This is a genomic window from Streptomyces sp. NPDC041108 (assembly GCF_055592645.1).
The window spans coordinates 49334-74826 of record NZ_JBVIYK010000004.1; the positions used below are offsets into that span (position 1 = coordinate 49334).

Genomic DNA, 25493 nt, shown 5'->3' on the forward strand with positions numbered 1-25493 from the left:
CGACAAGCCCGGGAGGCACGATTCATGAGTGAGCGAGCTCTTCGCGGCACGCGCCTCGTGGTGACCAGCTACGAGACGGACCGCGGTATCGACCTGGCTCCGCGCCAGGCCGTGGAGTACGCATGCGAGAAGGGGCACCGCTTCGAGATGCCCTTCTCGGTCGAGGCGGAGATTCCGCCGGAGTGGGAGTGCAAGGTCTGCGGGGCCCAGGCACTCCTCGTGGACGGCGACGGCCCTGAGGAAAAGAAGGCCAAGCCCGCGCGTACGCATTGGGACATGCTGATGGAGCGGCGCACCCGTGAGGAACTCGAAGAGGTCCTCGAAGAGCGCCTTGCGGTTCTCCGCTCCGGCGCGATGAACATCGCGGTGCATCCGCGAGACAGCCGCAAGTCCGCCTGACCCCTCCGGGGGCCGGGTGAAGCACACAGCTCAACCGACGACCGCGGGCGCCGTACGAACCTGTACGGCGCCCGCGGTCTTCGGCGTACGCCCGGGACCGGCCACGGCACGTCGCCGGGCGCGGGTCCCTCTGAAGGGGCACGGCCCTGAGGGGGCGCGGGGAACTGCGCGAGAAGCCCCCACTCACCCGCACCTGCAGGGTCAGAGGGGCGCAGCCCCTTGAAGAGGGGAGGGGCAGGGGGGCGAGAAGCCCTTCAGCGGTGCAGCGGCGGAAAGGGCCCGGACGGCGGCGCGTCGTCCCGGATGACCTCACCCTGCACGACCTTCCCGTCGGGCCGGTGCATCCGCGCCTGCTGGAACGCGTCGCCGAAGCTCCCGGTGCCCGCCTCCCGCAGCTTCCGCTCGAACGTCCGCTCCGTGTAGCGCCCGAGTGCCTTCTGCACCGGCGGAATCAGCAGCACCAGCCCCACCGCGTCGGACACCAGGCCGGGCAGCATCAGCAGCAGGCCCCCCAGCATCAGGAAACCGTTGCCCTCGCTCCGCCCCGCACCCTCGCCGGGCGCGCCCCCACCCGCCTGCTGCTGTTGCAGTGTCTCGGACAGGGCCCTGAACGCCCGCCTGCCGGCCCGCTTGACCACCGCGGAACCCGCGACGAAGCCGGCGACGAGAAGCAGGAACACCGTGAATCCGCCGGCCGCGCCCGCGACCACCGTGAGCAGCCAGATCTCCAGCACCAGCCAGGCGGCGACACCCAACGGCAGAAACGTGCGCAGCCGGGAACGCCGGGGCCGGGCGGGGTACGTCGAGGACGGAACGCCAGTCGTCATGCCCCCAGTGTGCCTGGCACCGGCTCAGCACGGGATAAGGGGACGATCAGGGCTTCTTGTCGTCCCGGCCCAGCACCTTGCCGACCCGCTCCCCCACGCCCCACGCCGTGACCCGCCACAGCGCCTCGACGAGGATGTCGCGGCTCATCTTGGAGTCGCCCAGCTCGCGCTCGACGAAGGTGATCGGCACCTCGACGACGTGGTAGCCGGCCCTGATCGCGCGGCGCGCCAGGTCGACCTGGAAGCAGTAGCCCTGGGAGGCGACCTCGTCGAGGCCGAGCCCTTCCAGGGTCTCGCGGCGGAAGGCCCGGTAGCCGCCGGTGACGTCACGGACCGGCACATCGAGCAGGACGCGGGAGTAGAGACTCCCGCCGCGGGAGATGTACTCGCGCGACTTGGGCCAGTTCACCACGCGCCCGCCCGGGACCCAGCGGGAGCCGAGGACGAGGTCGGCGCCCTTGAGCGCGGTCAGCAGCCGGGGCAGTTCCTCGGGCTGGTGGGAGCCGTCGGCGTCCATCTCGACGAGGACGCCGTAGCCGTGCTCCATCCCCCAGCGGAAGCCCGCGAGGTAGGCGGCGCCCAGCCCTTCCTTGCCCTTGCGGTGCAGCACCTGGACGCGGTCGTCCTCGGCGGCCAGTTCGTCGGCGAGCTTGCCGGTGCCGTCGGGACTGTTGTCGTCGGCCACCAGGACGTGCGCCTCGGGAACGGCCTTCCGTACCCGGGCGACGATCGCCTTGATGTTCTCCGCCTCGTTGTAGGTCGGAATGATCACCAAGACCGTGCCGAGCGGGCCGAACCGCCTCTCCTGGCCTTCCGCCGCGATCGTCCCGTCGCCGTCGTTCACCGCTGCCCCTTCAGTTCCTCCGTGCGCAGAGGACCACCATAGTGGCCACGGCCTGCACGGGAGTGTCGGCCGGTGTCCACAGGGGCCTCGATTCGACAGGGGGTGTGCGGGAGCGCGCTCTGCGTAGTCCCGCACCCCCTCGGCACCACTGTGCCGCCCACCCGGGACGGAGTACAGACGTGGTACCGGGGCGCCGACTGCGGATGGGGGCCCGACGCCCTTCGGGCCGACCTGGGGCCCGCTGGCTGCGAGACCGAAAGCCGTTGTCTACTGAGCGTCCGGGCCCCACCCGGGTCGCACCTACCCGACCTGGCCGGAACGTTCCCTCGCCGAAGCGCGAAGCCTGGGCCTGGCTGCCGGTGGCGGTGAGCCGGTGCGGCACACCAACCCTGACCCAGCGGCGCCCCGACGACCGCGCGGAAGATTCCCCGGTCGGACGTCCGGTGGTGGACCCGGCAGAACCTACCCGTCTCCTGCGGCAGGCTGTCAACCGCTACCTGACCTGCGGAGTCTTCCTTCCGTGCCTGGTCGCAGGGCAGGAGCCGCAGGTCGTGCGGCGCGCCGTACGGCCGGGTCCGGTCCGGTGCCGCCCCGGGAGATCACTCGCCCGGCCGTACGAAAACCGTTCGTCCGGCCACCACGGTCCGCAGACAGACGGGCAGGTCGCGGCCGGGGCTCAGGTCCGGCAGGCCGGGGGTGCCGGAGCGGGGGTCGGTGGACCAGCGGGCGACGCGGTCGTCGGGGGCCTGGACGACGAGTTCGCCGGTGCGCCACACCGCGTAGTCCGCGGGCGCGCCCGGCACGAGGACGCCCGCGTCGTCCCGTCCGACCGCCCGCCAGCCGCCCCGCGTGTGTGCCGTGAACGCGGCGCGCACGGACACCCGGTGCTCCGGCGTGCGATGGAAGGCCGCCGCGCGGACCGTGCCCCACGGATCGAGCGGGGTGACCGGGCTGTCGGAGCCGAAGGCCAGGGGCACGCCGGCGCGCAGCAGGGCCGCGAACGGGTTGAGCGTGCGGGCCCGCTCCGGACCGAGCCGCTCGGCGTACATGCCTTCCTCCCCGCCCCACAGCGCGTCGAAGGCGGGCTGGACGGAGGCGGTGAGGCCGAGTTCGGCGAAGGCGGCGACGGCCTCGGGGGTGAGCATCTCGACGTGTTCGACGCGGTGGCGGGCCGCCCTCACACGGGACAGGCCGACCTTGTCGGCGGCCGCGCGCACGCCCTCGACGACCGAGGCCACCGCGGCGTCCCCGATGGCGTGGAAGCCCGCCTGGAGGCCCGCCTCGGTGCAGGCGACCACATGGGCGGCGACGGCGTCCGCGTCCAGGTAGGCGGTGCCGGTGTGCGCGGCGTCGGCGTACGGCTCGTGCAGACACGCGGTGTGCGAGCCGAGGGCCCCGTCGACGAAGAGGTCGCCCGCGGCGCCGACGGCCCCGAGGGCGCGCGCCTTGTCGACGTCGCGCTCCGCCCAGTAGCCGACGACGCGCGGACCGGGCTCCTCGGCGGCGAGCCGGAGCAGTCCCGTGAAGTCGTCCTCGGAGGAGATCTCGGGGCCCGCGCACTCGTGGAGCGAGCCGATGCCGAGCGAGCCGGCGTGGGCGAGGGCGGCCCGCTGGGCCTCGGTGCGCTGGGCGGGGGTGACGGCGCCCAGGGCGGTGGCGCGTACGGCGTGGTGGGCGTCCCGGGTCAGGGGGCCGTCCTCGAAGGCTCCGGAGCCCGGCACCAGGTCGAGCAGGGCCGAGCTGACGACGGCCGAGTGGACGTCGATCCGGCTCAGGTAGAGCGGCCGGCCGCCGGTGGCCTCGTCGAGTTCGGCGCGGGTCGGCGGTCGGCCGCCGGGCCAGCGGGCGGCGTCCCAGCCGTGGCCGAGCAGGACGCGGTCGGCCGGGCGGGCGGCCGCGAATTCCCGTACGAGAACGAGGGCGGCCTCCAGGGTGGGGGCGGCGGAGAGGTCGAGGCCGGTGAGGGCGAGGCCGGTCGCCGTGGTGTGCACGTGGGCGTCGGTGAACGCCGGGGTGACCAGGGCGCCTTCGAGGTCGGTCACCTCGTCGACGTCGGCCGCGAAGGCGTCGGCGGCGCCCTCGGAGCCGACCCAGGCGATCTGGCCGTGCTCCACGACCATCGCGGTGGCGAACGGGTCGGCGGGGCTGTGGACTTCTCCGCCGCGGAGCAGGACGGTCTTCGACGGGGCGGTGCGATCACTCATGAGGACAGTCTCGCGCGTGCCGGCCGCCGCGCCGCACCAGGGCAGTGTCGCGCCGGTGCCCGGCGGCCGGGGCCGGGGCCGGGGCCGGGGCCGTCAGATCCTCGGCGGTCTCGCCTCGTACGGCGTCGACAGGACGACCGTCGTGCGGGTGGAGACCCCTGCCAGGGAGCGCAGCCGGGCGAGCAGTTCCTCCAGCTCGTGCGGGGTCGCCACCCGGACCTTGAGGATGTAGTTCTCGTCGCCGGCGACGCTGTGGCAGGCCTCGATCTCCGGGACGCCCGCGAGGCGTTCGGCGATGTCGTCGGGGGCGCTGGGGTCGAAGGGTTTGACCGAGATGAAGGCGGTCAGCGGCAGCCCTACGGCCTCCGGGTCGACGACCGCGGCATAGCCCCGGATGACGCCACGCTGCTCGAGTCGGCGCACACGCTGATGCACCGCCGACGTGGACAGGCCCGTGGCCTTGCCCAGGTCGGTGTAGCTCATCCGCCCGTCCGCGACGAGCAGCTGCACGATCTGTCGGTCCAGCTCCTCCATGGCGCAAGAACCTACAGGGCTGCTGATCTCCTTCGATACCTGAGCGACGCAGGTCATGCCCGGTTCGTGATGTGGCGCGGGGCCATACATGAGCCGTACGGGTGACAGTCGCGGCGTGTCGGGCATCTGCGACCGGCATGTGACGAAGACCACAGCACCCGAACAGGCTCTGTGATGATCTCGTGATTACCACCGGGACGGGGAGGGAAATGCTTGCTGTGGTCGGAGGCCGCAGCGCCTTCACGGCCCAGCCCGAGGGGGAGAATCCCATGCAGAATCCCAAGCGCCCTGGTCGTACCGCACCCAAGCGGCTCCAGGCGGTCGTCGATCCCGAGCCGGAGGGCGTCGAACCGGACGACGAGTTCGACGCGTACGACACCTTCGAGATGTACCGGGTGCTGTGCCCGGACTGCGCTCAGCCCATCGCCCTGCTGTCCGACGAGGACCGTCTGCCCGAGCACGCGCTGGTCGTGTCGCCGTGGAACCCGTTCGGGCTCACGGTCTGCGCCGGTACGGGCCGTTCGGCCGGCGAGGCCCGGCCCGCGGACGAGTCCTTCGCGCCGCAGGCGCAGGACACCGCACTGCTGTTGACGCTCCCTCAGGGCCTCGACTGGCGGACACAGCCCTTCTCGCACGTCGGCGGTCCGGGCTCGCGCCCGATGCGCATGCCGGTGATGCGGCGTCAGGAGCCCGGTCAGCGTCAAGCGGCCTGATCCCGGGGCCGGTTCGGCTCTCGGTGTACGCGCGCCCGGCGGGCAGGTCTCGTCCTGCCCCGTACGGTTCGGCCGCGAACTCAGAGACGATTCCCTGAAGTGGTGACCAGTCGGCACGCACGCGCGTTGACACGGTATGACCCCAACTTTCCCGGTGACCGGGCAACGGCGTCACATCTATGTGCCGGCTTCGGCAGAATCGCTTCCGCAGGGGCCGGCCCAGCCGCAGGACCCGCCCATCTACCGGGACCTGCTGCGGACTTGGGCCGAAGGAGGCCGCACCCTGCCGGGGCGTCACGATCCGGAGTGGGTGCGGCTGGCGACACCGCCGGGCGGCCTAGACCAGTTCCGCACCCTCGTGGACCCCTTCGGGGCGCCCGACTTCTTCCGTGGCTCCTTCAGCGTGACTCGGGCCCCGCGAGGTGGCGGGCGATGACCATACGCTGGATCTGGTTGGTGCCCTCCACGATCTGGAGCACCTTCGCCTCGCGCATGTACCGCTCGGCGGGGAAGTCCGCGGTGTAGCCGTATCCGCCGAGGATCTGCACGGCGTCCGTGGTGACCTTCATCGCGGCGTCGGTGCACAGCAGCTTCGCCATGGCCGCCTGCTTGGAGAACGGACGGCCCGCGTCGCGCAGCCGGGCGGCGGAGAGGTAGAGCGCCCGGCCCGCCTCGGTCTGCGTCGCCATGTCCGCGAGCATGAAGCGCAGCCCCTGGAAGTCGGAGATCGGCCGCCCGAACTGCTGCCGCCCGGTGGCGTAGGCGACCGCCTCGTCCAGTGCCGCCTGGGCCACGCCGATCGCGCAGGCGGCGATGCCGAGCCGTCCGGAATCGAGCGCGGACAGGGCGATCGCGAAGCCCTGGCCCTCCTCGCCGAGGCGCCGGGCGTCACCGACGCGCACGCCGTCGAAGTTGAGCTGCGCGGTGGGTGAGCCCTTCATGCCCATCTTCTTCTCGGGGGCGGCGGCGCTCAGCCCCTCGGCGTCGCCGGGCACCAGGAACGCGGTGATGCCCCGCGAGCCCTCGCCGCCCGTGCGGGCCATGACCGTGTAGAAGTCGGCGACGCCGCCGTGCGTGATCCAGGACTTGGTGCCGGTGATCACCCACTCGTCGCCCTCCCGGACGGCCTTCGTCCGCAGGGACGCGGCGTCGGAGCCCGAGGCGGGCTCGGAGAGGCAGTACGCGCCGAGCAGGCCGCCGCCGAGCATCGCCGGCAGATGCTCGACCTGCTGCTCCTTGGTGCCGTAGTTGGCGAGGGCGTGGCAGGCGAGCGTGTGGACGCTCACGCCGAGGCCCACGGTGAGGCGGGCCGTGGCGAGCTCCTCCAGGACCTGGAGATAGACCTCGTACGGCTGGTCGCCGCCGCCGTGCTCCGAGTCGTACGGCAGGCCGAGCAGTCCCGACTCCGAGAGCAGGCCGAAGAGTTCGCGCGGGAACCGGCTCGCGTCCTCCTCCTCGGCCGCGCGGGGGGCGATCTCCCGCTGTGCGATCTCGCGGACGAGCGAGATCAGATCCCGGGCCTCTTCCGTGGGCAATTGCCGATCCACCGGCTGCGGGGCGCGGTCGGGCATGGCGACGCTCTCCTCCCTGTCGGGCACTGCGGCGGTCACGCACGGGGGATGTCGTGGTGCCACCGGGTCTCACGTGCCACAGCCGATGGTCCTCCTCCGGATCACGGAAGCCGCTGATCAGCGGCGGTGGCGCTTGGAGTATGCCCGATCCGGAGCAGCCAGTCACCGGTTAACGAGCGTTCATTCGGACACATTCGACGCTCACCGCACCCTGGACCGAATTGGTCCGAACCATTGACCCCAGTGGTCTAGTCCTCTACGGTCTCCCCAGCCGGCGCGGGCGCCATGATTTCGCCCGCCGCCCCCAGCAGGTCAAAGCAGCACCTCCCCCGTCACGCTCCCCTCCCCCGGAGTCACGATGCTCAGACCGCACAGCTCCCGCGTCCCCGTCAGGACGCTCGTCGCCGCCACATGTTGCGCCGCTCTCGGCGCCGGACTCCTCGCCGGAGCGGGCACCGCGACCGCCACGCCCGCGAAGCCCGCCCCGTCGGCCCACGCGTCCGGCGCGCCCCACTCGAAGGTCGTCGGCTACTTCATCGACTGGGGCATCTACGGCCGGCAGTACTACGTCAAGAACATCGAGACGTCCGGCTCGGCGAAGAAGCTCACCCACATCAACTACGCCTTCGGCAACGTCGTCGACGGCAAGTGCGCGCTCGGCGACCCGTGGGCGGACGCCGACAGGCCCTTCAGCGCCGAGGAGTCCGTGGACGGCGTCGCCGACAGCGCGGACCAGCCGCTGAGCGGCAGCTTCAACCAGCTGCGCAAGCTGAAGAAGCTGCACCCGAACCTCAAGATCGTCTGGTCCTTCGGCGGCTGGACCTGGTCCGGCGGCTTCGGTGAGGCGGCGAAGGACCCGGCGGCCTTCGCGGACTCCTGCTACGACCTGGTCGAGAACTCCCGGTGGAAGGACGTCTTCGACGGTATCGACATCGACTGGGAGTATCCCAACGCCTGCGGTCTCACCTGTGACACCAGCGGCCCGGAAGCCTTCGAGGACGTGATGGCGGCGCTGCGCAAACGATTCGGCAAGAAAGAGCTGGTCACCGCGGCGATCACGGCCGACGCCAAGAAGGGCGGAAAGATCGACGCGGCCGACTACGCGGGCGCCGCCAAGTACGTCGACTGGTACAACCCGATGACGTACGACTACTTCGGCTCGTGGGACACGACCACCGCCCCGCACTCACCGCTGTACCCGTACCCCGGCATCGCCGACAGGTCCTTCAACACCGCCGCCACCATCCGGAAGCTGAAGAGCCTCGGCATCCCGTCCTCCAAGCTGCTGCTCGGCATCGGCTTCTACGGCCGCGGCTGGACCGGGGTCACCCGGTCGGCGCCCGGCGGCACGGCGACCGGCCCGGCGGCGGGCACGTACGAGGCCGGCTACGAGGACTACAAGGTGCTCAAGGAGACCTGCCCGGCCAACGGGGTCGTCGGCGGGACCGCGTACGCCAAGTGCGGTGACGACTGGTGGAGTTACGACACCCCGCGCACCATCAAGGGGAAGATGGCCTACAAGAACGCACAGGGTCTCGGCGGCACCTTCTTCTGGGAGCTGAGCGGCGACACCCCGGACGGCGAGCTGATCAGGGCGATCAAGTAGCCCTCGCGGCACGGAACTCGGGGTGGGGGCCGGTCGGCGGGCTCCCGCCCCGATGGCCCGGCCGCGGTGCCGACGCGCTCAGGCGTCGCGCCGGGCGGGCGCGGGCGTGCGGTAGGCGGGGGCGAGTTCCTCGATGGCGCGCAGCGAGCCGCCCAGCATCCTGACCAGCAGATCGCGCATGGTGTCACGGGGCAGCTCGGGGCGGGCGATCCAGTCGAGGGTGGCGCCCTCGACCGCGCAGACCCAGCCGAACAGGCCCATGCGAGCCACCGGTTCGATGTCGCTCCTTCCGTACGCGCCCTCGGCGATGGTGGCGACCATCGCCTCGCGGACACCGTCCCGGATGGCGTGCACCTGGGCGTCGAAGCCCACGCCGCCGCTGACGATCGTGCGGTAGGCGGCCTGGTTCTCCTCGGCGTAGCGCAGATAGACCTCGATGGTCCGGTGCACCCGGTCCACGGGCGGCAGTTCGAGGCCGCTCGCCGCGAACGTGATCAGATCGGCGACCGAGTCCTCGACGATCGCGAGGTAGTAGCCGCGCTTGGACTTGAAGTAGTAGTAGATCAGTCCCTTGGCCACATGGGCCTGCCGCGCGATGTCGTCCATGGACAACGTGTCGTACGACGTGTCGGCGAACAACTTGCGCCCGATGGAGATGAGTTCGGTGCGGCGCGCCGACGAACGGTCGGTGCCGCGGGCCCGCGGCGCTTCGACACCACGCTGCTGACTACTATTCAATTCCGGTCCTGGTCTCCGACTGCCAGCGGGACAACCGCAGTATGGCAGACCCTCTCCAACAGCTTGTTCGACTCCGATCGACAGAATCGACCGCCGGATCAGGTCACAGCAGACCCAGCTGGGTCAGCAGCATCGCGAGCACCACGACCAGGGTCCAGCCCATGAGGTGTTCGACGGTCTTCGGGGCGTCGTCGCGGGGGCCGCCCGTGCCGGTCTGGACACGGTTGGCGGTGACGGAGGTCGCGGTCATGGCGGCTCGCTGGGGTGCTCGGCGGTGCGGTGGTGAGTGATCGGTGTGCGGCGGGTGCTTCTCGGCCCGCAGGGCCGTGCGCCTTCCGCCGTTTGCGTCCACCTTGCCACCGGATGGGCGGTTCGCGGCCGAGACCTTGGTCACATGCCTGAGCGAGCGAACGGCGCGACCCCCGGTCACCCGGGAGCCGCGCCGCGTCAGCACGCCCGGGTCAGCAGACGCCGACCGCCGTGAGCGCCGCGAGCTGGCGGGGCGTGGGCCGCGCCGGGAAGTACAGGTAGCAGATGCCGCCCGTGCCGGAGACGACCTTGCCGGCGGCGTTGTACCGCTTGGTCCGCAGCCACACGTTCTCCCACTCGCGGCGCCGGTAGACGCGGCGCACCGCCTCGTTGGTCGGCGAGTTCGGGTCGTTGGCGACGACGTCGCCCTCGGCGGTGAAGCCGATCACCGTCATGAGGTGCCCGGCGGTGCCGTAGCCCGCGCCCGTCAGTTCCGACGCGAGGAAGGACTGGGAGGTGATCGCCGGGATGCCCGCCGCGATCAGCGTCTCCAGGTCGGTGAGCGAGCCCAGCCGGGTCACCACGCCCTGCATGTCCTTGTAGGTGGCGGCGTACGCGGCGTTGAAGGGCCAGTTGCCACAGCCCTCGTACTGGTAGTCGAAGGTGAACCGCGCCGCGTGGCACACCTGCGGGTCCGCGTACTCCGGGTTCACCCAGGCCAGGTCCGCGGCGCTGGGCTTCCGGCCCCAGAACTCTATGATCATCTGCGAGGAGGTGGGGCTGCACCACGCCTCGCCTCCGTTGTCGTACTCGGGGTACTGGCCCTTGTGGGTCTCCTGGGAGTAGCGCGGGACCTTCAGCTCACGCGCGACCCCGGGAACGGAGGCCGGGACGGTGAAGCGGTCGGGGACGTCGGAGCCCATCGCGCCGAGCCGCCACACCGTGGGAGTGAGCCGGGTGCCGGGCGTGCGGTACAGGGTCAGACGCAGCCGGTAGGAGGCGAGGCGCAGGCCGGTGGCCGGGTCGTCGATCGCGAAGGTGTCGGTCCAGATGCTGCTCCGGCCGTCCTTCTGGCCGTCGACGGAGGTGCGCCTGATGTCCTGGTCGCCGGCCGCCCACCGGCCCAGCACGTACCAGGGCGTGTCCGTGCCGTCGGAGTACGTGCCGCGCAGCTCGATCCCGATCCAGGTGCCGGCCGGGGTGCCCGCGTTCCAGGACGCGATGACCTCGGTCGCGGGGACGGTGGGCCGGTGGACCGGCGAGGTCCACGTCGCGTACTCCCAGGCGGCCGTCCGCCCGGTGTGCGGGTCGGTGTGGTCGACCGTGCCGAGCGGGGTCTCGATCACCAGACCCGGCCGCTCCCCCGCCTTGGCCCGGGTGCCCTCGTGGCTGCCGGAGCGCCAGTCGGTGTAGGTGGTCCAGGCGTGGTAGTCCGCCGGGCGTTCCGGTGCTGGTGCGAGGCCGGCGAGGGCGTCGCCCCGGCCGCTCGTGGTGTCGGCCACCGCCTGTCCCGGCGATGCGCCCGCCGCGGCGGTGGCGGCGACGGTGACGGCTGCGGTCAGGACGGTTCTGCGGGACGGCTCGGAAAGGCTCGTCATCTGCGGGAGACCCCCAGTGATCTCTGAAGGAACGGTTCAGACGCACGGCTGTTCGCCCACTATGGACGGCGGGCGACGGCTTCTGCCAGCACCTCGCGCCTCGCCACGCCCGCCAATATTGGTCGACACCTCTGGCATGGTCCTGACCTCGCGCCACGGTGTTGAATCCGGGTATGCACGCCTCCACCGCACCCATGGACCCGGCCCTCGTGGCACTCGCCGCCCGGCTGCGCCGGCTGCCGCCCTCCTGCGGGCCGGTCCGGCTCATCGGGATCGACGGGCACGCCGGCTCCGGGAAGAGCACCTTCGCCGGACGGCTGGCCGACGCGCTCGACGGTGCCCCGGTGCTGCACCTCGACGACGTCGCCACGCACGAGGAGCTGTTCTCCTGGACCGGACGCCTGCTGGAGCAGGTGATCGAGCCGCTCCGGCACGGCCGGAGCGCGCGCTGCGCCCCGTACGACTGGCGTGCGCGGGCGTTCGGCCCCGCTCGCGTCCTGCCGCCCGCGCCCGTGATCGTCGTCGAGGGGGTGGGCGCGGGCCGGCGTGCGCTGCGACCGCATCTCGCGGCACTGGTGTGGATGGAGTTCCCGCAGGGGGCGGCCTGGGCGCGCGGGCAGGCGCGGGACGGGGCGGAGCAGAGCGAGTTCTGGGCCGGGTGGGTCAGGGCGGAACGCCGGCACTTCGCGGAGGACCCTTCTCGGCCGTTCGCCGGTCTGCTGATTCGGCCGGGGGACACGGGGTACGAGGTGTTGCCGGGACCTGCGACGACTCCCGGATCGGGACCTTCCCTCACTCAGGGTGACGGACCATCCGCAATGTGCTGAACCTGTGAAGACGACTGTCCGAGAAGTGCCCCCGAGAGCCCCAACTCGGCTTGACCCAGGGGCCGTACAGGTCTTACGTTCTCAATGTGCGGTCCTCGGCGACCGCCCAGAAACGCGAAGCCCCCGGTTGTTCCCCCGTGATCGGGGGCTTCGTTCTGCCCTTTTCCGGCTCTTCCGGAACCCAGGGGGCACGATTCCTTCACCCTCGGTCACCGTCCGCGACGCGCCCCGTCCGCTCCCACCTCCTCGGACGAGCACTGCGGCACCCTTCGATGGGCGACCGACCCGCAGGTACGATGCCCAGGGTGCGACCTTCGGACGGCTGCAGCAACGCTCAGGCGCAACTCCCGTCCGCTGCACAGCGGTTCGACGAAGGCTGCCGACGGGCACCGGCCCGTTCGGTTTCCAGCGGGGGCACGGTTTGTGGGGGACGTGATGGACTTCGGCTCGCGGGGCCCCGAGGCTCCGGCCGACCTCGCCTGGCTGCGAGGCGTGGACGCCTACACGATGGGCGCCTATCCGCAGGCGGAGGAGGAGTTCCGCGCCGCGGTGCGGATGGATCCAGGGATGGCCGACGGCTGGCTCGGTCTGCACGCGCTGCGGGTGGACACGACGACCGCGCTGCTGAGGATGTTCCGCCACCGGGAGCGTTTCGGGGAGCAGCGCTCGCGGCACCGGCGGACCCTCAACTCCTGGTACTGGCTGGGCTGGTGGGTGCAGCCGGTGCTGGAGAGCCCGCGCGATCTGCTCCTCGCGCACGCCTCGCACTGGCTGGACGGCCGCCATGTGCCCGAGCTGGACCGGGCGCTCGCGGGACTGCCGCCGGTCGACGCGGACCACCAGGTGCGCTTCCTGCACGCCTGCCGGGCCTATCTCGTCAAGGACTGGGAGCAGTTGGTCCGGCACACCGATCCGCTGCTCGACGATCCGCTGCTGGGGATCGAGGCGGGCCTGTTCGGCGGGATGGCCCGGGTCCGGCTGGAGACGTTCGGCCAGGCCGAGCCGCTGCTCTCCGCCGCGCTGATGCGCTGTCGCAGCGAACAGCCGCAGCGCAAGGAGCTGCGCTACTGGCTGGCGCGTGCCCACGAGGGCACGGGGCGCAGTGCGGCCGCGCTGCCCCTGTACCGGGCGGTGCACCGCGTCGACCCCGCCTTCATGGACACCTCGGCGCGGCTGGCGGCCATCGCCGAGGGCGACGGGTACGACGACGACGCGAGCGACTTCGCGGCGATCGCGCTCGCCGGGATCGGACAGGACGTCCTCGACGGCGACGGGCTGGAGCCGTTCTTCGACCCCGAGGGCCGGGACCTGAAGGTCTCCGACGCCGGGCTCCCGCCGTCGGGCGGGCTGCCCCCCGAGGCCGGCGACACCTTCGTACGGGAGAAGTCCGTGGTGCCGGTGGAGCCGCTGTCGCTGCCGGCCGGGCCGACGGATCCGGAGCTGCTGGAGGAGGCGCTCGCGGAGCTGGAGCGGATGGTCGGGCTGGAACCGGTGAAACGGCAGGTCAAGGCGTTGTCCGCGCAGCTGAACATGGCGCGGCTGCGGGCGGGCCAGGGGTTGCCGGTCCAGCCGCCCAAGCGGCACTTCGTCTTCTCCGGGCCGTCCGGGACCGGGAAGACGACCGTGGCGCGAATACTGGGCCGGGTCTTCTACGCGCTCGGGCTGCTGGGCGGCGATCACCTCGTCGAGGCGCAGCGGGCGGACCTCGTGGGCGAGTACCTCGGGCAGACCGCCGTGAAGGCCAACGAGCTGATCGACTCGGCGATCGGCGGCGTGCTGTTCGTGGACGAGGCGTACTCCCTGTCCAACTCCGGGTACGGCAAGGGCGACGCGTACGGCGACGAGGCGCTGCAGGTGCTGCTGAAGCGGGCCGAGGACAACCGGGACCATCTGGTCGTGATCCTGGCCGGCTATCCGGAGGGCATGGACCGGCTGCTGGCCGCGAATCCCGGCCTGTCCTCCCGGTTCACGACCCGGGTCGACTTCCCCTCCTACCGCCCTCTGGAGCTGACCTCCATCGGGGAGGTGCTCGCCGCGGAGAACGGGGACGTGTGGGACGAGGAGGCACTCGACGAGTTGCGGTCCGTCTCCGGGCACGTCGTCGACCAGGGATGGATCGACGAGCTGGGGAACGGGCGGTTCCTGCGGACGCTCTACGAGAAGAGCTGCGCGTACCGGGATCTGCGGCTGTCGGGGTATCCGACGATTCCGACGCGGGACGATCTGTCGACATTGCGGCTGCCGGATCTCATGCAGGCGTACGGGGAGGTCCTGTCGGGGCGGGGGCCGGGGGATCCGTCGGCGATGTGACTGCCTCGCCCCCGCCGCCCCCTGCCCGTCCCGTCCTCCGGGCGCCTCGCGCCCCTTCCACCCCGTCACCGGCTCGGGGCTCCGCCCCGGACTCCGTTCGCGCAGTTCCCCGCCGCCTGAAAGGAGCGCGGGGAGCTGCGCGGAATCAGCCGGCGAGGGCCTCCTTCGGGGATTCGCTGCCCCTGGGCTCCGTCACCCGGGCCGGCTGGACCTCGCGGTGGGCGGGATCGCGGACCTCGCCGACGAGCAGCTCCAGCACGTCCTCCAGGGCCACCAGGCCCAGCACCCGGCCGGAGGCGTCCGCCACCTGTGCCAGATGCGTGGCGGCCCGCCGCATGACCGTCAGCGCGTCGTCCAGCGGGAGTTCCGCGCGGAGGGTGGTCATGGGGCGCCAGACCTGCTGGGGGACGGCGCGCTCGGAGTCCTCCAGATCGAGGACGTCCTTGACGTGCAGGTAGCGGCCCATGAAGGCGCCGTTCTCCGCGATCACCGGGAAGCGGGAGTAGCCCGTGCGGGCGGTCAGGGCGACGACCTGGGCGGGGGTCACCGAAGGGCCCACCGTCACCAGGGAGTCGCGCTTCAGCAGGACGTCCGTCACCGGGCGGGAACCCAGCTCCAGCGCGTCCTCCAGGCGTTCCTGCTCCTCGGGGTCGAGCAGCCCGGCCTGGCCGGAGTCCTCGACCAGCCGTACCAGCTGGACGCTGGTGAAGACCGCCTCGACCTCGTCCTTGGGCTCGACGTGGAAGAGCTTCAGCACCAGACGGGCGCAGGCGCCGAGACCGGCCGTGACCGGCTTGCAGAGCCGCGCGAAGGCCACCAGCGCCGGGCTCAGCCACAGCGCCGTCTTCTCCGGCGCCGCCATCGCCAGGTTCTTCGGCAGCATCTCGCCGACGACCAGGTGCAGGAAGACGACAACGGCGAGCGCGATCACATAGCCCAGGGGATGGATCACGCCGTGCGGCAGCCGGACCGCCTCGAAGACGGGCTCCAGCAGCTTCGCCACCGTCGGCTCGGCCACCGCGCCCAGCGTCAGCGAGCAGACGGTGATGCCGAACTGGGCCGCCGCCATCATCTGGGGCAGGTTCTCCAGGCCGTAGAGCACCTGGCGGGCCCGGGTGGTCCCGAGCGGTTCGATCTGGCTGCGCCGGACGGAGACCAGGGCGAACTCGGCGCCGACGAAGAAGCCGTTGGCGAGCACGAGGAGCAGGGCGAACAGGAGTTGGAGCAGGCTCATCGGGCCGCCTTCGCGAGCGGGGCGGAGTCCGTGGCGGCCGCGGTGCGCACGAGGCGTACGCGCTCGGCCCGGTAGTGCCCGACCTGCCGTACCGCGAGGCGCCAGCCGGGCAGTTCGGCCCTGTCACCGGGCGCGGGGATGCGGCCGAGGAGGTCGGCGACGAGCCCGGCGACCGTCTCGTACGGGCCCTCCGGGACGTCGAGGCCGATGCGCTGGAGCACGTCGACCCGGCAGCTGCCGTCGACGTCCCAGGCGAGGCGACCGTCCTCGGGCGGGGCGGCGGCGAGTTCGGGCCGCTCGTGCCCGTCGTGCTCGTCGCGGACCTCGCCGACCAGTTCCTCGACGATGTCCTCCAGGGTCACCACCCCGGCCGTACCGCCGTACTCGTCGACGACGACGGCGATCGGCTGCTCGCTGCGCAGCCGCGCCAGCAGGGGCTGCACCGGCAGCGACTCCGGGACGAGCAGCGGGGCCTTGGCGATACGGCCGACCGGGGTGTGCAGCCGTTCGTGGGCCGGGATCGCGAGGGCGTCCTTGAGGTGGGCCATGCCGACGATCTCGTCGATCCGCTCCCGGTAGACGGGGAAGCGGGAGAGACCGGTGGCCCGGGTCAGGTTGACCACGTCCTCGGCGGTGGCCGACGACTGCAGGGCGCTGACCTTCACCCGTGGCGTCATCACGTTCTCCGCGGTCAGCTCGCCCAGGGAGAGGGTGCGGACGAAGAGGTCGGCCGTGTCCTGTTCCAGGGCGCCGGCCTGGGCCGAGTGCCGGGCGAGGGAGACCAGCTCGCCGGGGGTCCGGGCGGAGGCCAGCTCGTCGGCGGGTTCGACGCCGAAGGCGCGGACCAGCCGGTTGGCGACCGCGTTGAGCGCGGCGATGACCGGGCGGAAGAGGCGGGAGAAGACGTGCTGGGGGCCCGCGACGAAGCGGGCGACCTGCATCGGCTTCGACACCGCCCAGTTCTTGGGCACCAGCTCGCCGATCACCATCTGCACGGCGGAGGCCAGCAGCATGCCGACGACCACGGCGATCCCGGAGACCGCGCCTTCGGGTATGCCGAGGGCGGTGAAGGGCCCGTGGAGTATCTCCGCGAGCGCCGGTTCGGCGAGCATGCCGACGACGAGGGAGGTGATGGTGATGCCGAGCTGGGTGCCGGAGAGCTGGAACGACAGCTCCCTGAGCGCGCCCACCACCTTGTGGGCCCGGCGGTCACCCTCGGCAGCGGCCTTCTCGGCCTCCGCCCGCTCGACCGTCACGAGGCCGAACTCGGCGGCCACGAAGAAGCCGTTGGCGAGGATCAGCAGGAACGCGGCTCCGAGGAGCAACAGGGGGATGATCATGCCGCCGCCTCGATGGGTCGAGAGGGGGCGGCGCAGGTACTACAGGACGATCCGTCCATCGCTGGAAGGAGTCACTCCTCGAACTAGCAGGGAGCCTCTGCCTTCCGGGGGTGGAGGGACAGAGACGGAGGCGCGACGAAAACGCCTCCGCCGACAGATTAATCAAGACAGGGCCCACTGTGGCAGGGGCGGCGGCCCCGAGTCGTCCCTGATCTTGCTCCGGGCCCGTCCCCGAGGTGGGTCCCGCCGCGCCCCGACAGCGGGGCCGGGTCAGCCCCGGCGCTGTTCGGGCTCGGTGACCGACCTGGCCTCCACCAGGGCCCGGAGGGTCCGGGCGTCCTCGATGGCGCGCTGCTTGGCGATGCCGGGCTGGATACCGAGGGCGGGCAGGCTGGTGCCGTCGGTGAGGTCGAGGAAGACCCAGGGGTCGCCGACCCGCAGGTTCACCTGCACGATCTCCGCCCAGCCCAGCTGGCGCCTGGCGGTGATGTTGACCACGGTCACCCCGGACTCGTCGGCCACCACCCGGGGCCGGGAGAGCAGGCCCAGCACTCCGGCGAGCAGGGCCGCCGTGAAGACGAAGCTGAGGCGCTCCCCCGGACCGAGTGTCGGCAGCAGCAGCGCGACCACCGTGATGACCACGAAGATCGCGCCCGCCGCGGTCAGCAGCACGGCACGGGTGCGGCCCGGCCGAAAAGTGACCGGCAGGGCGGGGAGGACGGACTGGTCCGGCATGGTGGAGGACTCCCCGGCCGTCAGAGTCGGCAGGCGTGGATGGCGGTGGTCAGGATGGCCCGGGCCCCGATGTCGTAGAGATCGTCCATGATCCGCTGGGCCTCCTTGGCCGGGACCATGGCGCGCACGGCGACCCAGCCCTCGTTGTGCAGCGGCGAGACGGTCGGGGACTCCAGGCCCGGCGTGAGGGCGACGGCCTTCTCCAACTGCTCGACGCGGCAGTCGTAGTCCATCATCACGTAGGTCCGGGCGACGAGGACGCCCTGGAGGCGGCGCAGGAACTGCTGCACCTTGGACTCGTTCTCCGAGGACGTGTCTGCGCCGACGCGGCGGATGACGACCGCCTCGGACTTCATGATCGGGTCGCCGAAGACCTCCAAGCCGGCGTTGCGCAGGGAGGTGCCGGTCTCGACGACGTCGGCGATGACCTCGGCGACACCCAGCTCGATGGCGGTCTCCACGGCGCCGTCGAGGTGGACCACGGCGGCGTCGATGCCGTTGTCCGCGAGGTGTCCGGCGACGATGCCCTCGTAGGAGGTGGCGACCGTCTTGCCCTTGAGGTCGGTGACGCCGTTCGCCGTTCCCGGCTTGGAGGCGAAGCGGAAGGTGGAGCGGGCGAAGCCGAGCGGGAGGATCTCCTCGGCGTTGGCGCCGGAGTCGATCAGCAGGTCCCGGCCGGTGATGCCGATGTCGAGGCGGCCGGAGGAGACGTAGATCGCGATGTCGCGGGGGCGGAGGTAGAAGAACTCGACCTCGTTGACCGGGTCGACGATCCGCAGCTCCTTGGACTCCCGGCGCTGCTGGTAGCCGGCCTCATGCAGCATCTCCCCCGCAGGTCCGGACAGGGAACCCTTGTTGGGGACGGCGATGCGCAGCATGAGGCGAGCTTCCTTCGTTCGTTCGGGAGGGGGTGTGCGGTGCGGTTCAGAGGTGGGCGTACACGTCGTCCAGGGAGATGCCGCGGGCGACCATCATCACCTGGACGTGGTACAGCAGCTGCGAGATCTCCTCGGCGGCGGCTTCCTTGCCCTCGTACTCGGCGGCCATCCAGACCTCGGCGGCCTCCTCGACGACCTTCTTGCCGATGGTATGGACGCCCTTCTCGACCAGTTCTGCGGTGCGGGAAGTGGCGGGGTCGCCGGTGGCGGCCTTGTGCTGGAGCTCGGCGAACAGCTCCTCGAACGTCTTCTTGGACATGGTGAGGCTCAGCCTACGCGCAACCGGCCCTGCCTCAGCGCCAGGGTTCAGATACTGAGCGGAGGGTGGCCGCGGTCGCCACCGCCGCCGTCACCGCCTCGTGGCCCTTGTCCTCGTTCGAGCCCTCGATGCCGGCGCGGTCCAGGGCCTGCTCCTCGGTGTCGCAGGTCAGTACGCCCATCCCGACGGGGACGCCGGTGTCGACGGAGACCTGGGTGAGGCCCTGGGTGACGCCTTGGCACACGTACTCGAAGTGGGGGGTGCCGCCACGGATGACGACGCCGAGGGCCACGATGGCGTCGTAGCCGCGGCCCGCGAGGACCTTGGCGACGACCGGGAGTTCCCAGCTGCCGGGGACCCGCAGCAGGGTCGGCTCGTCGATGCCCAGGTCGTGCAGGGCGCGCAGGGCGCCTTCGACGAGGCCGTCCATCACCTTCTCGTGCCACTGGGCCGCGATGACCGCGACGCGCAGGTCGCCGCAGTTGCGTACGGACAGTTCGGGTGCGCCCTTGCCGCTCACGTTGCTCCTTGGTTCCTGGGACTGCTGTTCGTGGATCTTGCCGCTGGTTGTTACTGGTTGTTACTGGTTGCCGCAGGTGGACGCCGTGGTGGTGTCCAGCCAGGGCAGGTCGTGACCCATCCGGTCGCGCTTGGTGCGCAGGTAGCGGAGGTTGTGCTCGCCCGCGCGGACCGGCATGGGTTCGCGGTCGGTGACGCGCAGTCCGTGCCGGACGAGGGCGTCGGTCTTCTCGGGGTTGTTGGTCATCAGGCGCAGGCTGCGTACGCCCAGGTCCACGAGGATCTGCGCGCCGGCACCGTAGTCCCGGGCGTCCGCGGGCAGGCCCAGCTCCAGGTTGGCGTCGAGGGTGTCACGGCCCCGCTCCTGGAGTTCGTACGCGCGCAGCTTGGACAGCAGTCCGATGCCCCGGCCCTCGTGGCCGCGCAGATAGACGACGACGCCCCGGCCCTCGGCGGCGACGCGTTCGAGGGAGGTCCCCAGCTGGGGGCCGCAGTCGCAGCGCAGCGAGTGGAAGATGTCGCCGGTGAGGCATTCGGAGTGGACGCGCACGAGGACGTCCTCGCCGTCGCCGATCTCACCGTGGACGAGAGCGACATGCTCCACTCCGTCGACGGTGGAGCGGTAGCCGTATGCCGTGAAGTCGCCGAACTCGGTGGGGAGTTGGGTCTTCGCCTCGCGCCTGACGGTGGGCTCGGCGGAGCGGCGGTAGGCGATGAGGTCCTCGATGGAGATGATCGTCAGGCCGTGCTTGCGGGCGAACGGGATCAGCTCGGGCAGGCGCAGCATCCGGCCGTCCTCGCCGGCGATCTCGACGATCGCCCCCGCCGGGCGCAGACCCGCGAGGCGGGCGAGGTCGACGGCCGCCTCCGTGTGGCCGTCGCGCACGAGCACGCCGCCGGTGCGGGCGCGCAGCGGGAAGATGTGGCCGGGGCGGACGAAGTCGCCCGGTTCGGCCGTGCCGCTCGCCAGGAGCTGGAGGGTGGTGGCGCGGTCGGCGGCGGAGATGCCGGTGGTGACGCCGTGCCGGGGAGCGGCGTCGACGGTGACGGTGAAGGCGGTGCGCATGGACTCGGTGTTCTGCTGCACCATCTGCGGCAGTTCGAGCCGGTCCAGCTCGTCCCCCTCCATGGGTGCGCAGATCATGCCCCGGCACTCGCTCATCATGAAGGCGATGATCTCGGGGGTGGCCTTCTCCGCGGCGATGACGAGGTCGCCCTCGTTCTCGCGGTCCTCGTCGTCGACGACGACGACCGGGCGGCCCGCCGCGATGTCGGCGATGGCCTGCTCGACGGGGTCGAGCGCGAAGTTCTCGATGTCGCTGGTGCTGTAGAGGATCGGCGCCGTGGTCATGCCGGAGCTCCTTCCAGGAGGGGCTTGCGGGAGCGCAGCCACCAGTCGCGCATGCCCCACAGGACGAGCGCGCCGTAGATGATGTAGACGAAACCGGAGAAGGCGTAGCCGTTGGCGAAGTTGAGCGGGACGCCCACCAGGTCGACCAGCAGCCAGGCGAACCAGAACTCGACCATGCCGCGTGCCTGGGCGTACATGGCGACGACGGTGCCGGTGAAGATGTACGCGTCCGGCCAGGGGTCCCAGGACAGGGTCGGGAACGCGGTGAAGAGGCCGCCGACGGCGAGGGTGCCGAGCACGGCACCGGCGATGAGGTACCCGCGCTCGCGCCAGGTGGCGAAGCGCGGGGTGATGGCGCCGTCCGCGGACTGCCCCTTCGTGCGGTTCCACTGCCACCAACCGTAGGCGGCGACGATCATGACGATGACCTGCTTGCCGGCGCTGCCGGTCAGGTGGCCGACGAAGGCGCCGAAGAGGACGAGGCCGGAGAGGAACTGCACGGGCCAGTTCCACAGGGAGCGGATCGCGCCGAGGGCGAGGGCGATCAGACCGAGGATGTTGCCGATCATGTCCGACCAGAGGATCTGCTGGCCGAAGGCGGTGAAGGCGACGGTGTTCAGCGCGTTCACCGCCGCGTCTCCTCGATCCCGGTCCCCTGAGTGTCCGTGCCCCGCGCGCCCAGCAGGCGCTCGACGTACTTGGCGATGACGTCGACCTCCAGGTTGACCGGGTCGCCGGGCTGCTTGCGGCCGAGCGTGGTCAGGTCGAGCGTGGTCGGGATGAGGCTGACGGTGAAGTAGTCCGGGCCGGCGTCGACGACGGTGAGGCTGATGCCGTCGACGGTGATGGAGCCCTTCTCGACGACGTACCGGGTGAGGTCCGCGGGGAGCGAGATCTTGACGATCTCCCAGTTCTCGGACGGCTTGCGCTCGATGACCTCGCCCGTGCCGTCGACGTGGCCCTGGACGATGTGCCCGCCGAGGCGGTCGCCGACGGCCATGGGGCGTTCGAGGTTGACGCGGGAGCCGACGGTGAGGGCGCCGAGGCTGGAGCGCTGCAGGCTCTCCGCCATGACGTCGGCGGTGAACCAGTCGTCCTCGTGCTCCACGACCGTGAGACAGACGCCGTTGACGGCGATGGAGTCGCCGTGGCGCGCGCCCTCGGTGACGACGGGGCCGCGCAGACGGAAGCGGGAGGAGTCGCCGAGCTTCTCGACGGCGGTGACCTCACCCAGCTCTTCGACGATTCCGGTGAACACTTCCCGGGTCCTCCTGCCTCGTAGGGCACGGACTCCGGGGCTGTCGAAGACGACAGACATGAGCGGACAGCGGCACAGAGAGCGACGCCGTGTGAAGACCCACCCCTGTCGGAGTAGGCCAAAAACAGACGGCGGCGCGCACGAATGCCCGCCCGCCGCGCACTGCCTCCCATCCGGACTTTAACCGTCGGTCCAGGAATTTCACCTGGTCAACCGGCCGCTGGAAGCGACCGGGTCGCGGACTGTAACCGCCGGTTCGGACTTTCACCGACCCCGGAGTGCGCTGCTTCTGGTACAGAGCCAGTGTGCCACGCCCGGTAGGCACCCATGCGGGTGAGAACTGTGGGGTGGCTCACAGGTCGCGTCACTGGACTTCTTCAGCAACACCCGCACGACTCCCGCTCCCCCTGACCAGGAGTCAACTTCCGCGCCGACGAACCCACTCGAAGCGGACGATACCCCTTGACCGGCTTGGTCTAGTCCTTTTAAAGTCTGCGGTCGCGGTACCCGCCCGGAACGGCCCGGCGACGGTGACGACGGCCCTTGCCCCGTCGCCGGGTCCCCTCGGGTGTTCCCCCGCGGCGGGGTACGCACCTCCGAGGGCACGCGCGGGCCGCCGTCACCGGGCGGGTGGCGCGAACACGTCCTCCTGCGCGGCCTCGCGGGCCATGAGCAGCGCGCCGCGCAGCACGGCCGCCCCGCCGAGCCCGCTCGCGCGCACCTCGGTCGGCAACGGCGACATCGCCGCCAGGCGCCGCTCCACCCGGACGGCCAGTTCCTCCCCGCCGGCCTGTCCGACCTCACCCCCGAGCACCACACAGCCGGGATCGAGCACGGCGACGACCGAGGCCGCGCCGAGGGCGACGCGGTCGGCCAGGGCGTCGAGGAAAGGCGCACGGGGGTCGGCCGGGCGCGCCGACGGGCCACGCCCGGCCGACCGGGCGGCGGTACCGCTCGACGGGGGCCCGGCCGCCGCCCGTACCAGCGTCGCCGCGTACGGCTCGCCCGGTACGGCCTCGGCGGCGAGACCGTGCGCCTCGGCCAGGGCCACCACCGCCGCCGCGCCGGCCAGGGAGTGGAAGCCGCCCTCGCAGTCGGTGGCCGAGGGGACCGTGGCCGTACCCGGCACCGGGAGGAAGCCGATCTCGCCCGTGCCGCCGGAGGCGCCCCGGCGGAGGTGGCCGTCGAGGACGACGGCGGCGCCGGTGCCGAGGCCGAGCCAGAGCAGGACGAAGGTGTCGCGGTCACGGGCGGCGCCCTCCCGCTGCTCGGCGAGAGCGGCGAGGTTGGTCTCGTTCTCGACGAGGACACGGGCCGGCAGCCGTTCACCGAGGGCGGCGACCAGACGGCGGTGCCATGCGGGCAGGCCGCTGGAGTCGCGGAGTTCGCCCGTGGCCGGGTCGATCAGGCCGGGGGCGCCGATCGCCACCGTGTGCAGCGGGTCGGCGCCCGCCTCCTTCGCGGTGCGCTCCACCAGGGCGACCGCCTGCTCCACGGCGGGCCCCGTGCCGGTGTCGTCCGCGATCGGGACCGACGCCCGCGCCAGCTCCGTACCGAGCAGGTCGGCGACGACCACGGTGACGCCCTCGGTGCGCACATCGAGCGCGGCGAGGTGCGCACGGTCCGCGACGATGCCGTAGAGGCGGGCATTGGGCCCGCGCCGCTGCTCCCCCGACTCCCCCACGACCCCGATCAGCCCGGCGACGGCGAGGCGCTCCACGAGGTCGGCGACCGTGGGCCGGGACAGGCCCGTGAGCTGCTTCAACTGCCCGGCCGTCAGCGGCCCTTCCTGCTGCAGCAGCCGCAGGGCGAGCCGGTCGTTGATGGCTCGGGCGGTACTGGGTGATGCGGGCATGCCGGGATCCTCCCAGATCTGCGGCGCCGTACGGCCGGTGGCCTCGACGACCGCTCCCTATCTATCAGGCAGGGTTCCTGATAGTTTACTGCGCGCGACGAGCGCGGTGGGCGCGGGGCCATCGGGAAACCGGAAGTTCGAGAGTCGGTCACGGGGCTGACGGACCTCGGGTGTCGCCGACGGCTCGGCACATCAGGGCACAGGGAGGCGGAGGAATGGGCGTGGTGGTCTACGAGCAGCGCGAGGTGAGGCGGGCGCGGTACGCCGTGGCGGCCGTGTTCGCCGTGCACGGCGCCGTCACCGGCTCGTTCGCGACCCGCGTGCCGTGGATCCAGGACCACGCGGGGGTCGGCGCGGGCCAGCTGGGCCTCGCCCTCGCCTTTCCGGCGATCGGCGCGTCGCTGGCGATGCCGCTCGCGGGCCGGATCAGTCACCGGTTCGGCGCCCGGACGGCGCTGCGCGGGCTGATCTCCCTGTGGACGCTCGCCCTGGTCCTGCCGTCCCTGTCGCCGAACCTCTGGACGCTCTGCTTCACGCTGTTCGTGTACGGCGCGTCGGCGGGCATGGCGGACGTGGCGATGAACGCGCTCGGCGTCGAGGTCGAGAGCCGTCTCGGCAAGTCGATCATGTCGGGTCTGCACGGCATGTGGAGCGCGGGCGCCCTCGTGGGCTCGGCGGGCGGCACCCTCGCCGCCCATCTGGGCTCGGACGCCCGGCTGCACCACGCGCTGGCGGCGGCCACGCTCACCCTCCTCGGCCTGGTCGCCTGCCGCTGGGTACTGGACCTCCGGCCCACCGAGGACGAGGAGCCGCCGCCCCGGTTCGCGCTGCCTCCGAAGTCGGCCCTGCTGATCGGCGCGGTCGGGTTCTGCGCGGTGTTCGCGGAAGGGGCGGCGCTGGACTGGTCGGCGGTCTACCTGCGGGACCGGCTGGAGACATCGGCCGGACTCGCGGCGGCATGCACCACGGGTTTCATGCTGACCATGGCGGTGGCCCGGCTCGCGGGCGACGCGGTCGTCAACCGCTTCGGCGCCGTCCGCACGGTACGGGTGAGCGGCGCCCTGGCCGTGCTCGGCGGGGTCCTGATCGTCGTCTCGAACCAGCCGGCGGTCGCGATGGGCGGCTTCGCCCTGATGGGCCTCGGCATCGCGGTCGTCGTCCCGCTCTGCTTCGCCGCGGCCGGCCGCAGCGGACCCAACCCCAGTCTGGCCATCGCGGGCGTCGCGACCATCACGTACACCTCCGGTCTGATCGCGCCGAGCGCGATCGGTGGTCTGGCGGAACTGACCAGTCTGGGCGTGTCGTTCGGCCTGGTCACCGTGCTGGCGTGCGGGCTGGTCGCCTTCGCGGGGGTGCTGCGGGCCGGCGAGCGGCACCGCCCCCGGGTGCCTCGTACGGACTCGGCGGTCCTCGACCCGAAGCCCTGACGCGGACGCCCGGCCCCCGAGGCCCGGGGCGCCCCGGCACCGTCGCTGTCGAGGCCGCCGCCCGAGCGGTCGGATCAGTCGCGGACGAAGACGCCACCGGCGCGCCGCGTTACCCCGTTCCGGGGACGCGCCGGGCACGGCGGCGGCGGAGGCGGGC

The 25493-nt window shown here is 71.9% G+C and carries 24 protein-coding genes and 1 riboswitch; of the genes, 6 read left to right on the forward strand and 18 right to left on the reverse strand.

Annotated elements, in window-relative coordinates:
• The first annotated feature begins 24 nt into the window (after window positions 1-24).
• Complete coding sequence (locus ACZ6BB_RS13350) at window positions 25-399, forward strand: RNA polymerase-binding protein RbpA (RefSeq protein WP_003977404.1); 375 nt, start codon at window positions 25-27, stop codon at window positions 397-399.
• A 254-nt stretch (window positions 400-653) separates the two neighbouring features.
• Here the strand turns inward: ACZ6BB_RS13350 and fxsA are convergent, their stop codons facing one another.
• The 4 genes from fxsA to ACZ6BB_RS13370 form a co-directional block, all read right to left on the reverse strand.
• Complete coding sequence (gene fxsA, locus ACZ6BB_RS13355; RefSeq protein ID WP_471615367.1) at window positions 654-1226, reverse strand: FxsA family membrane protein; 573 nt, start codon at window positions 1224-1226, stop codon at window positions 654-656.
• Window positions 1227-1272: 46 nt separating this feature from the next.
• Window positions 1273-2070 (reverse strand): polyprenol monophosphomannose synthase, encoded by a 798-nt coding sequence (locus tag ACZ6BB_RS13360; RefSeq protein ID WP_471615368.1) that lies wholly within the window; start codon window positions 2068-2070, stop codon window positions 1273-1275.
• Window positions 2071-2669: 599 nt separating this feature from the next.
• Entirely contained in the window at window positions 2670-4274 is a 1605-nt protein-coding gene (locus ACZ6BB_RS13365) for an amidohydrolase (RefSeq protein ID WP_471615369.1), read from the reverse strand.
• A gap of 93 nt (window positions 4275-4367) precedes the next feature.
• On the reverse strand, window positions 4368-4808 hold the full coding sequence (locus ACZ6BB_RS13370; protein ID WP_005485572.1) for an Lrp/AsnC family transcriptional regulator: 441 nt from the start codon (window positions 4806-4808) through the stop codon (window positions 4368-4370).
• Between the two features lie 269 nt (window positions 4809-5077).
• On the opposite strand from ACZ6BB_RS13370, the gene ACZ6BB_RS13375 reads away from it, so the two are divergent.
• Window positions 5078-5521 (forward strand): hypothetical protein, encoded by a 444-nt coding sequence (locus tag ACZ6BB_RS13375; RefSeq protein ID WP_471615370.1) that lies wholly within the window; start codon window positions 5078-5080, stop codon window positions 5519-5521.
• Between the two features lie 398 nt (window positions 5522-5919).
• On the opposite strand, the gene ACZ6BB_RS13380 is transcribed toward ACZ6BB_RS13375, so the two are convergent.
• Entirely contained in the window at window positions 5920-7092 is a 1173-nt protein-coding gene (locus tag ACZ6BB_RS13380) for an acyl-CoA dehydrogenase family protein (protein ID WP_471615728.1), read from the reverse strand.
• Window positions 7093-7450: 358 nt separating this feature from the next.
• On the opposite strand from ACZ6BB_RS13380, the gene ACZ6BB_RS13385 reads away from it, so the two are divergent.
• Window positions 7451-8698 carry a glycoside hydrolase family 18 protein gene (locus ACZ6BB_RS13385; protein ID WP_471615371.1) on the forward strand — a complete coding sequence of 416 codons (1248 nt, stop codon included), beginning with the start codon at window positions 7451-7453 and terminating at the stop codon, window positions 8696-8698.
• 78 nt (window positions 8699-8776) lie between these two features.
• On the opposite strand, the gene ACZ6BB_RS13390 is transcribed toward ACZ6BB_RS13385, so the two are convergent.
• From ACZ6BB_RS13390 to ACZ6BB_RS13400, 3 genes are all read right to left on the reverse strand, one after another.
• Window positions 8777-9436 (reverse strand): TetR/AcrR family transcriptional regulator, encoded by a 660-nt coding sequence (locus ACZ6BB_RS13390; RefSeq protein WP_471615372.1) that lies wholly within the window; start codon window positions 9434-9436, stop codon window positions 8777-8779.
• Between the two features lie 103 nt (window positions 9437-9539).
• Window positions 9540-9686 carry an SCO1431 family membrane protein gene (locus ACZ6BB_RS13395; protein ID WP_471615373.1) on the reverse strand — a complete coding sequence of 49 codons (147 nt, stop codon included), beginning with the start codon at window positions 9684-9686 and terminating at the stop codon, window positions 9540-9542.
• Window positions 9687-9897: 211 nt separating this feature from the next.
• Window positions 9898-11283: a peptidase C39 family protein gene (locus ACZ6BB_RS13400; RefSeq protein WP_471615374.1), complete on the reverse strand. Its 1386-nt coding sequence runs from the start codon at window positions 11281-11283 to the stop codon at window positions 9898-9900.
• A 173-nt stretch (window positions 11284-11456) separates the two neighbouring features.
• On the opposite strand from ACZ6BB_RS13400, the gene ACZ6BB_RS13405 reads away from it, so the two are divergent.
• Window positions 11457-12110, forward strand: coding sequence for a uridine kinase family protein (locus tag ACZ6BB_RS13405; protein WP_471615375.1), 654 nt, complete (start codon window positions 11457-11459; stop codon window positions 12108-12110).
• A 435-nt stretch (window positions 12111-12545) separates the two neighbouring features.
• Complete coding sequence (locus ACZ6BB_RS13410) at window positions 12546-14420, forward strand: AAA family ATPase (protein WP_471615376.1); 1875 nt, start codon at window positions 12546-12548, stop codon at window positions 14418-14420.
• A gap of 145 nt (window positions 14421-14565) precedes the next feature.
• Here the strand turns inward: ACZ6BB_RS13410 and ACZ6BB_RS13415 are convergent, their stop codons facing one another.
• The 10 genes from ACZ6BB_RS13415 to ACZ6BB_RS13460 form a co-directional block, all read right to left on the reverse strand.
• Window positions 14566-15654: a hemolysin family protein gene (locus ACZ6BB_RS13415; protein WP_471615377.1), complete on the reverse strand. Its 1089-nt coding sequence runs from the start codon at window positions 15652-15654 to the stop codon at window positions 14566-14568.
• Window positions 15651-16994 (reverse strand): hemolysin family protein, encoded by a 1344-nt coding sequence (locus ACZ6BB_RS13420; RefSeq protein WP_471615378.1) that lies wholly within the window; start codon window positions 16992-16994, stop codon window positions 15651-15653. The genes ACZ6BB_RS13415 and ACZ6BB_RS13420 overlap by 4 nt, the downstream gene beginning before the upstream one ends.
• A 270-nt stretch (window positions 16995-17264) precedes the next feature.
• On the reverse strand, window positions 17265-17729 hold the full coding sequence (locus tag ACZ6BB_RS13425) for a PH domain-containing protein (RefSeq protein WP_471615379.1): 465 nt from the start codon (window positions 17727-17729) through the stop codon (window positions 17265-17267).
• A 20-nt stretch (window positions 17730-17749) separates the two neighbouring features.
• Window positions 17750-18607 (reverse strand): ATP phosphoribosyltransferase, encoded by an 858-nt coding sequence (gene hisG, locus ACZ6BB_RS13430; RefSeq protein WP_471615380.1) that lies wholly within the window; start codon window positions 18605-18607, stop codon window positions 17750-17752.
• Between the two features lie 46 nt (window positions 18608-18653).
• Window positions 18654-18926 (reverse strand): phosphoribosyl-ATP diphosphatase, encoded by a 273-nt coding sequence (locus tag ACZ6BB_RS13435; RefSeq protein ID WP_013005073.1) that lies wholly within the window; start codon window positions 18924-18926, stop codon window positions 18654-18656.
• 34 nt (window positions 18927-18960) lie between these two features.
• Window positions 18961-19446, reverse strand: coding sequence for a 6,7-dimethyl-8-ribityllumazine synthase (ribH, locus tag ACZ6BB_RS13440; RefSeq protein WP_005485548.1), 486 nt, complete (start codon window positions 19444-19446; stop codon window positions 18961-18963).
• 60 nt (window positions 19447-19506) lie between these two features.
• Window positions 19507-20796 carry a bifunctional 3,4-dihydroxy-2-butanone-4-phosphate synthase/GTP cyclohydrolase II gene (locus ACZ6BB_RS13445; protein WP_471615381.1) on the reverse strand — a complete coding sequence of 430 codons (1290 nt, stop codon included), beginning with the start codon at window positions 20794-20796 and terminating at the stop codon, window positions 19507-19509.
• Window positions 20793-21425, reverse strand: coding sequence for a nicotinamide mononucleotide transporter family protein (locus ACZ6BB_RS13450; RefSeq protein ID WP_471615382.1), 633 nt, complete (start codon window positions 21423-21425; stop codon window positions 20793-20795). The genes ACZ6BB_RS13445 and ACZ6BB_RS13450 overlap by 4 nt, the downstream gene beginning before the upstream one ends.
• Window positions 21422-22054: a riboflavin synthase gene (locus ACZ6BB_RS13455; RefSeq protein WP_471615383.1), complete on the reverse strand. Its 633-nt coding sequence runs from the start codon at window positions 22052-22054 to the stop codon at window positions 21422-21424. The genes ACZ6BB_RS13450 and ACZ6BB_RS13455 overlap by 4 nt, the downstream gene beginning before the upstream one ends.
• Window positions 22055-22209: 155 nt before the next feature.
• Window positions 22210-22340, reverse strand: a riboswitch (FMN riboswitch).
• Between the two features lie 333 nt (window positions 22341-22673).
• The gene (locus tag ACZ6BB_RS13460) at window positions 22674-23909 is read right to left on the reverse strand and encodes an ROK family transcriptional regulator (RefSeq protein ID WP_471615384.1); all 1236 of its coding nucleotides are present in this window, start codon (window positions 23907-23909) and stop codon (window positions 22674-22676) included.
• A 215-nt stretch (window positions 23910-24124) separates the two neighbouring features.
• On the opposite strand from ACZ6BB_RS13460, the gene ACZ6BB_RS13465 reads away from it, so the two are divergent.
• Window positions 24125-25336 carry an MFS transporter gene (locus tag ACZ6BB_RS13465; protein WP_471615385.1) on the forward strand — a complete coding sequence of 404 codons (1212 nt, stop codon included), beginning with the start codon at window positions 24125-24127 and terminating at the stop codon, window positions 25334-25336.
• Window positions 25337-25493: the final 157 nt, after the last annotated feature.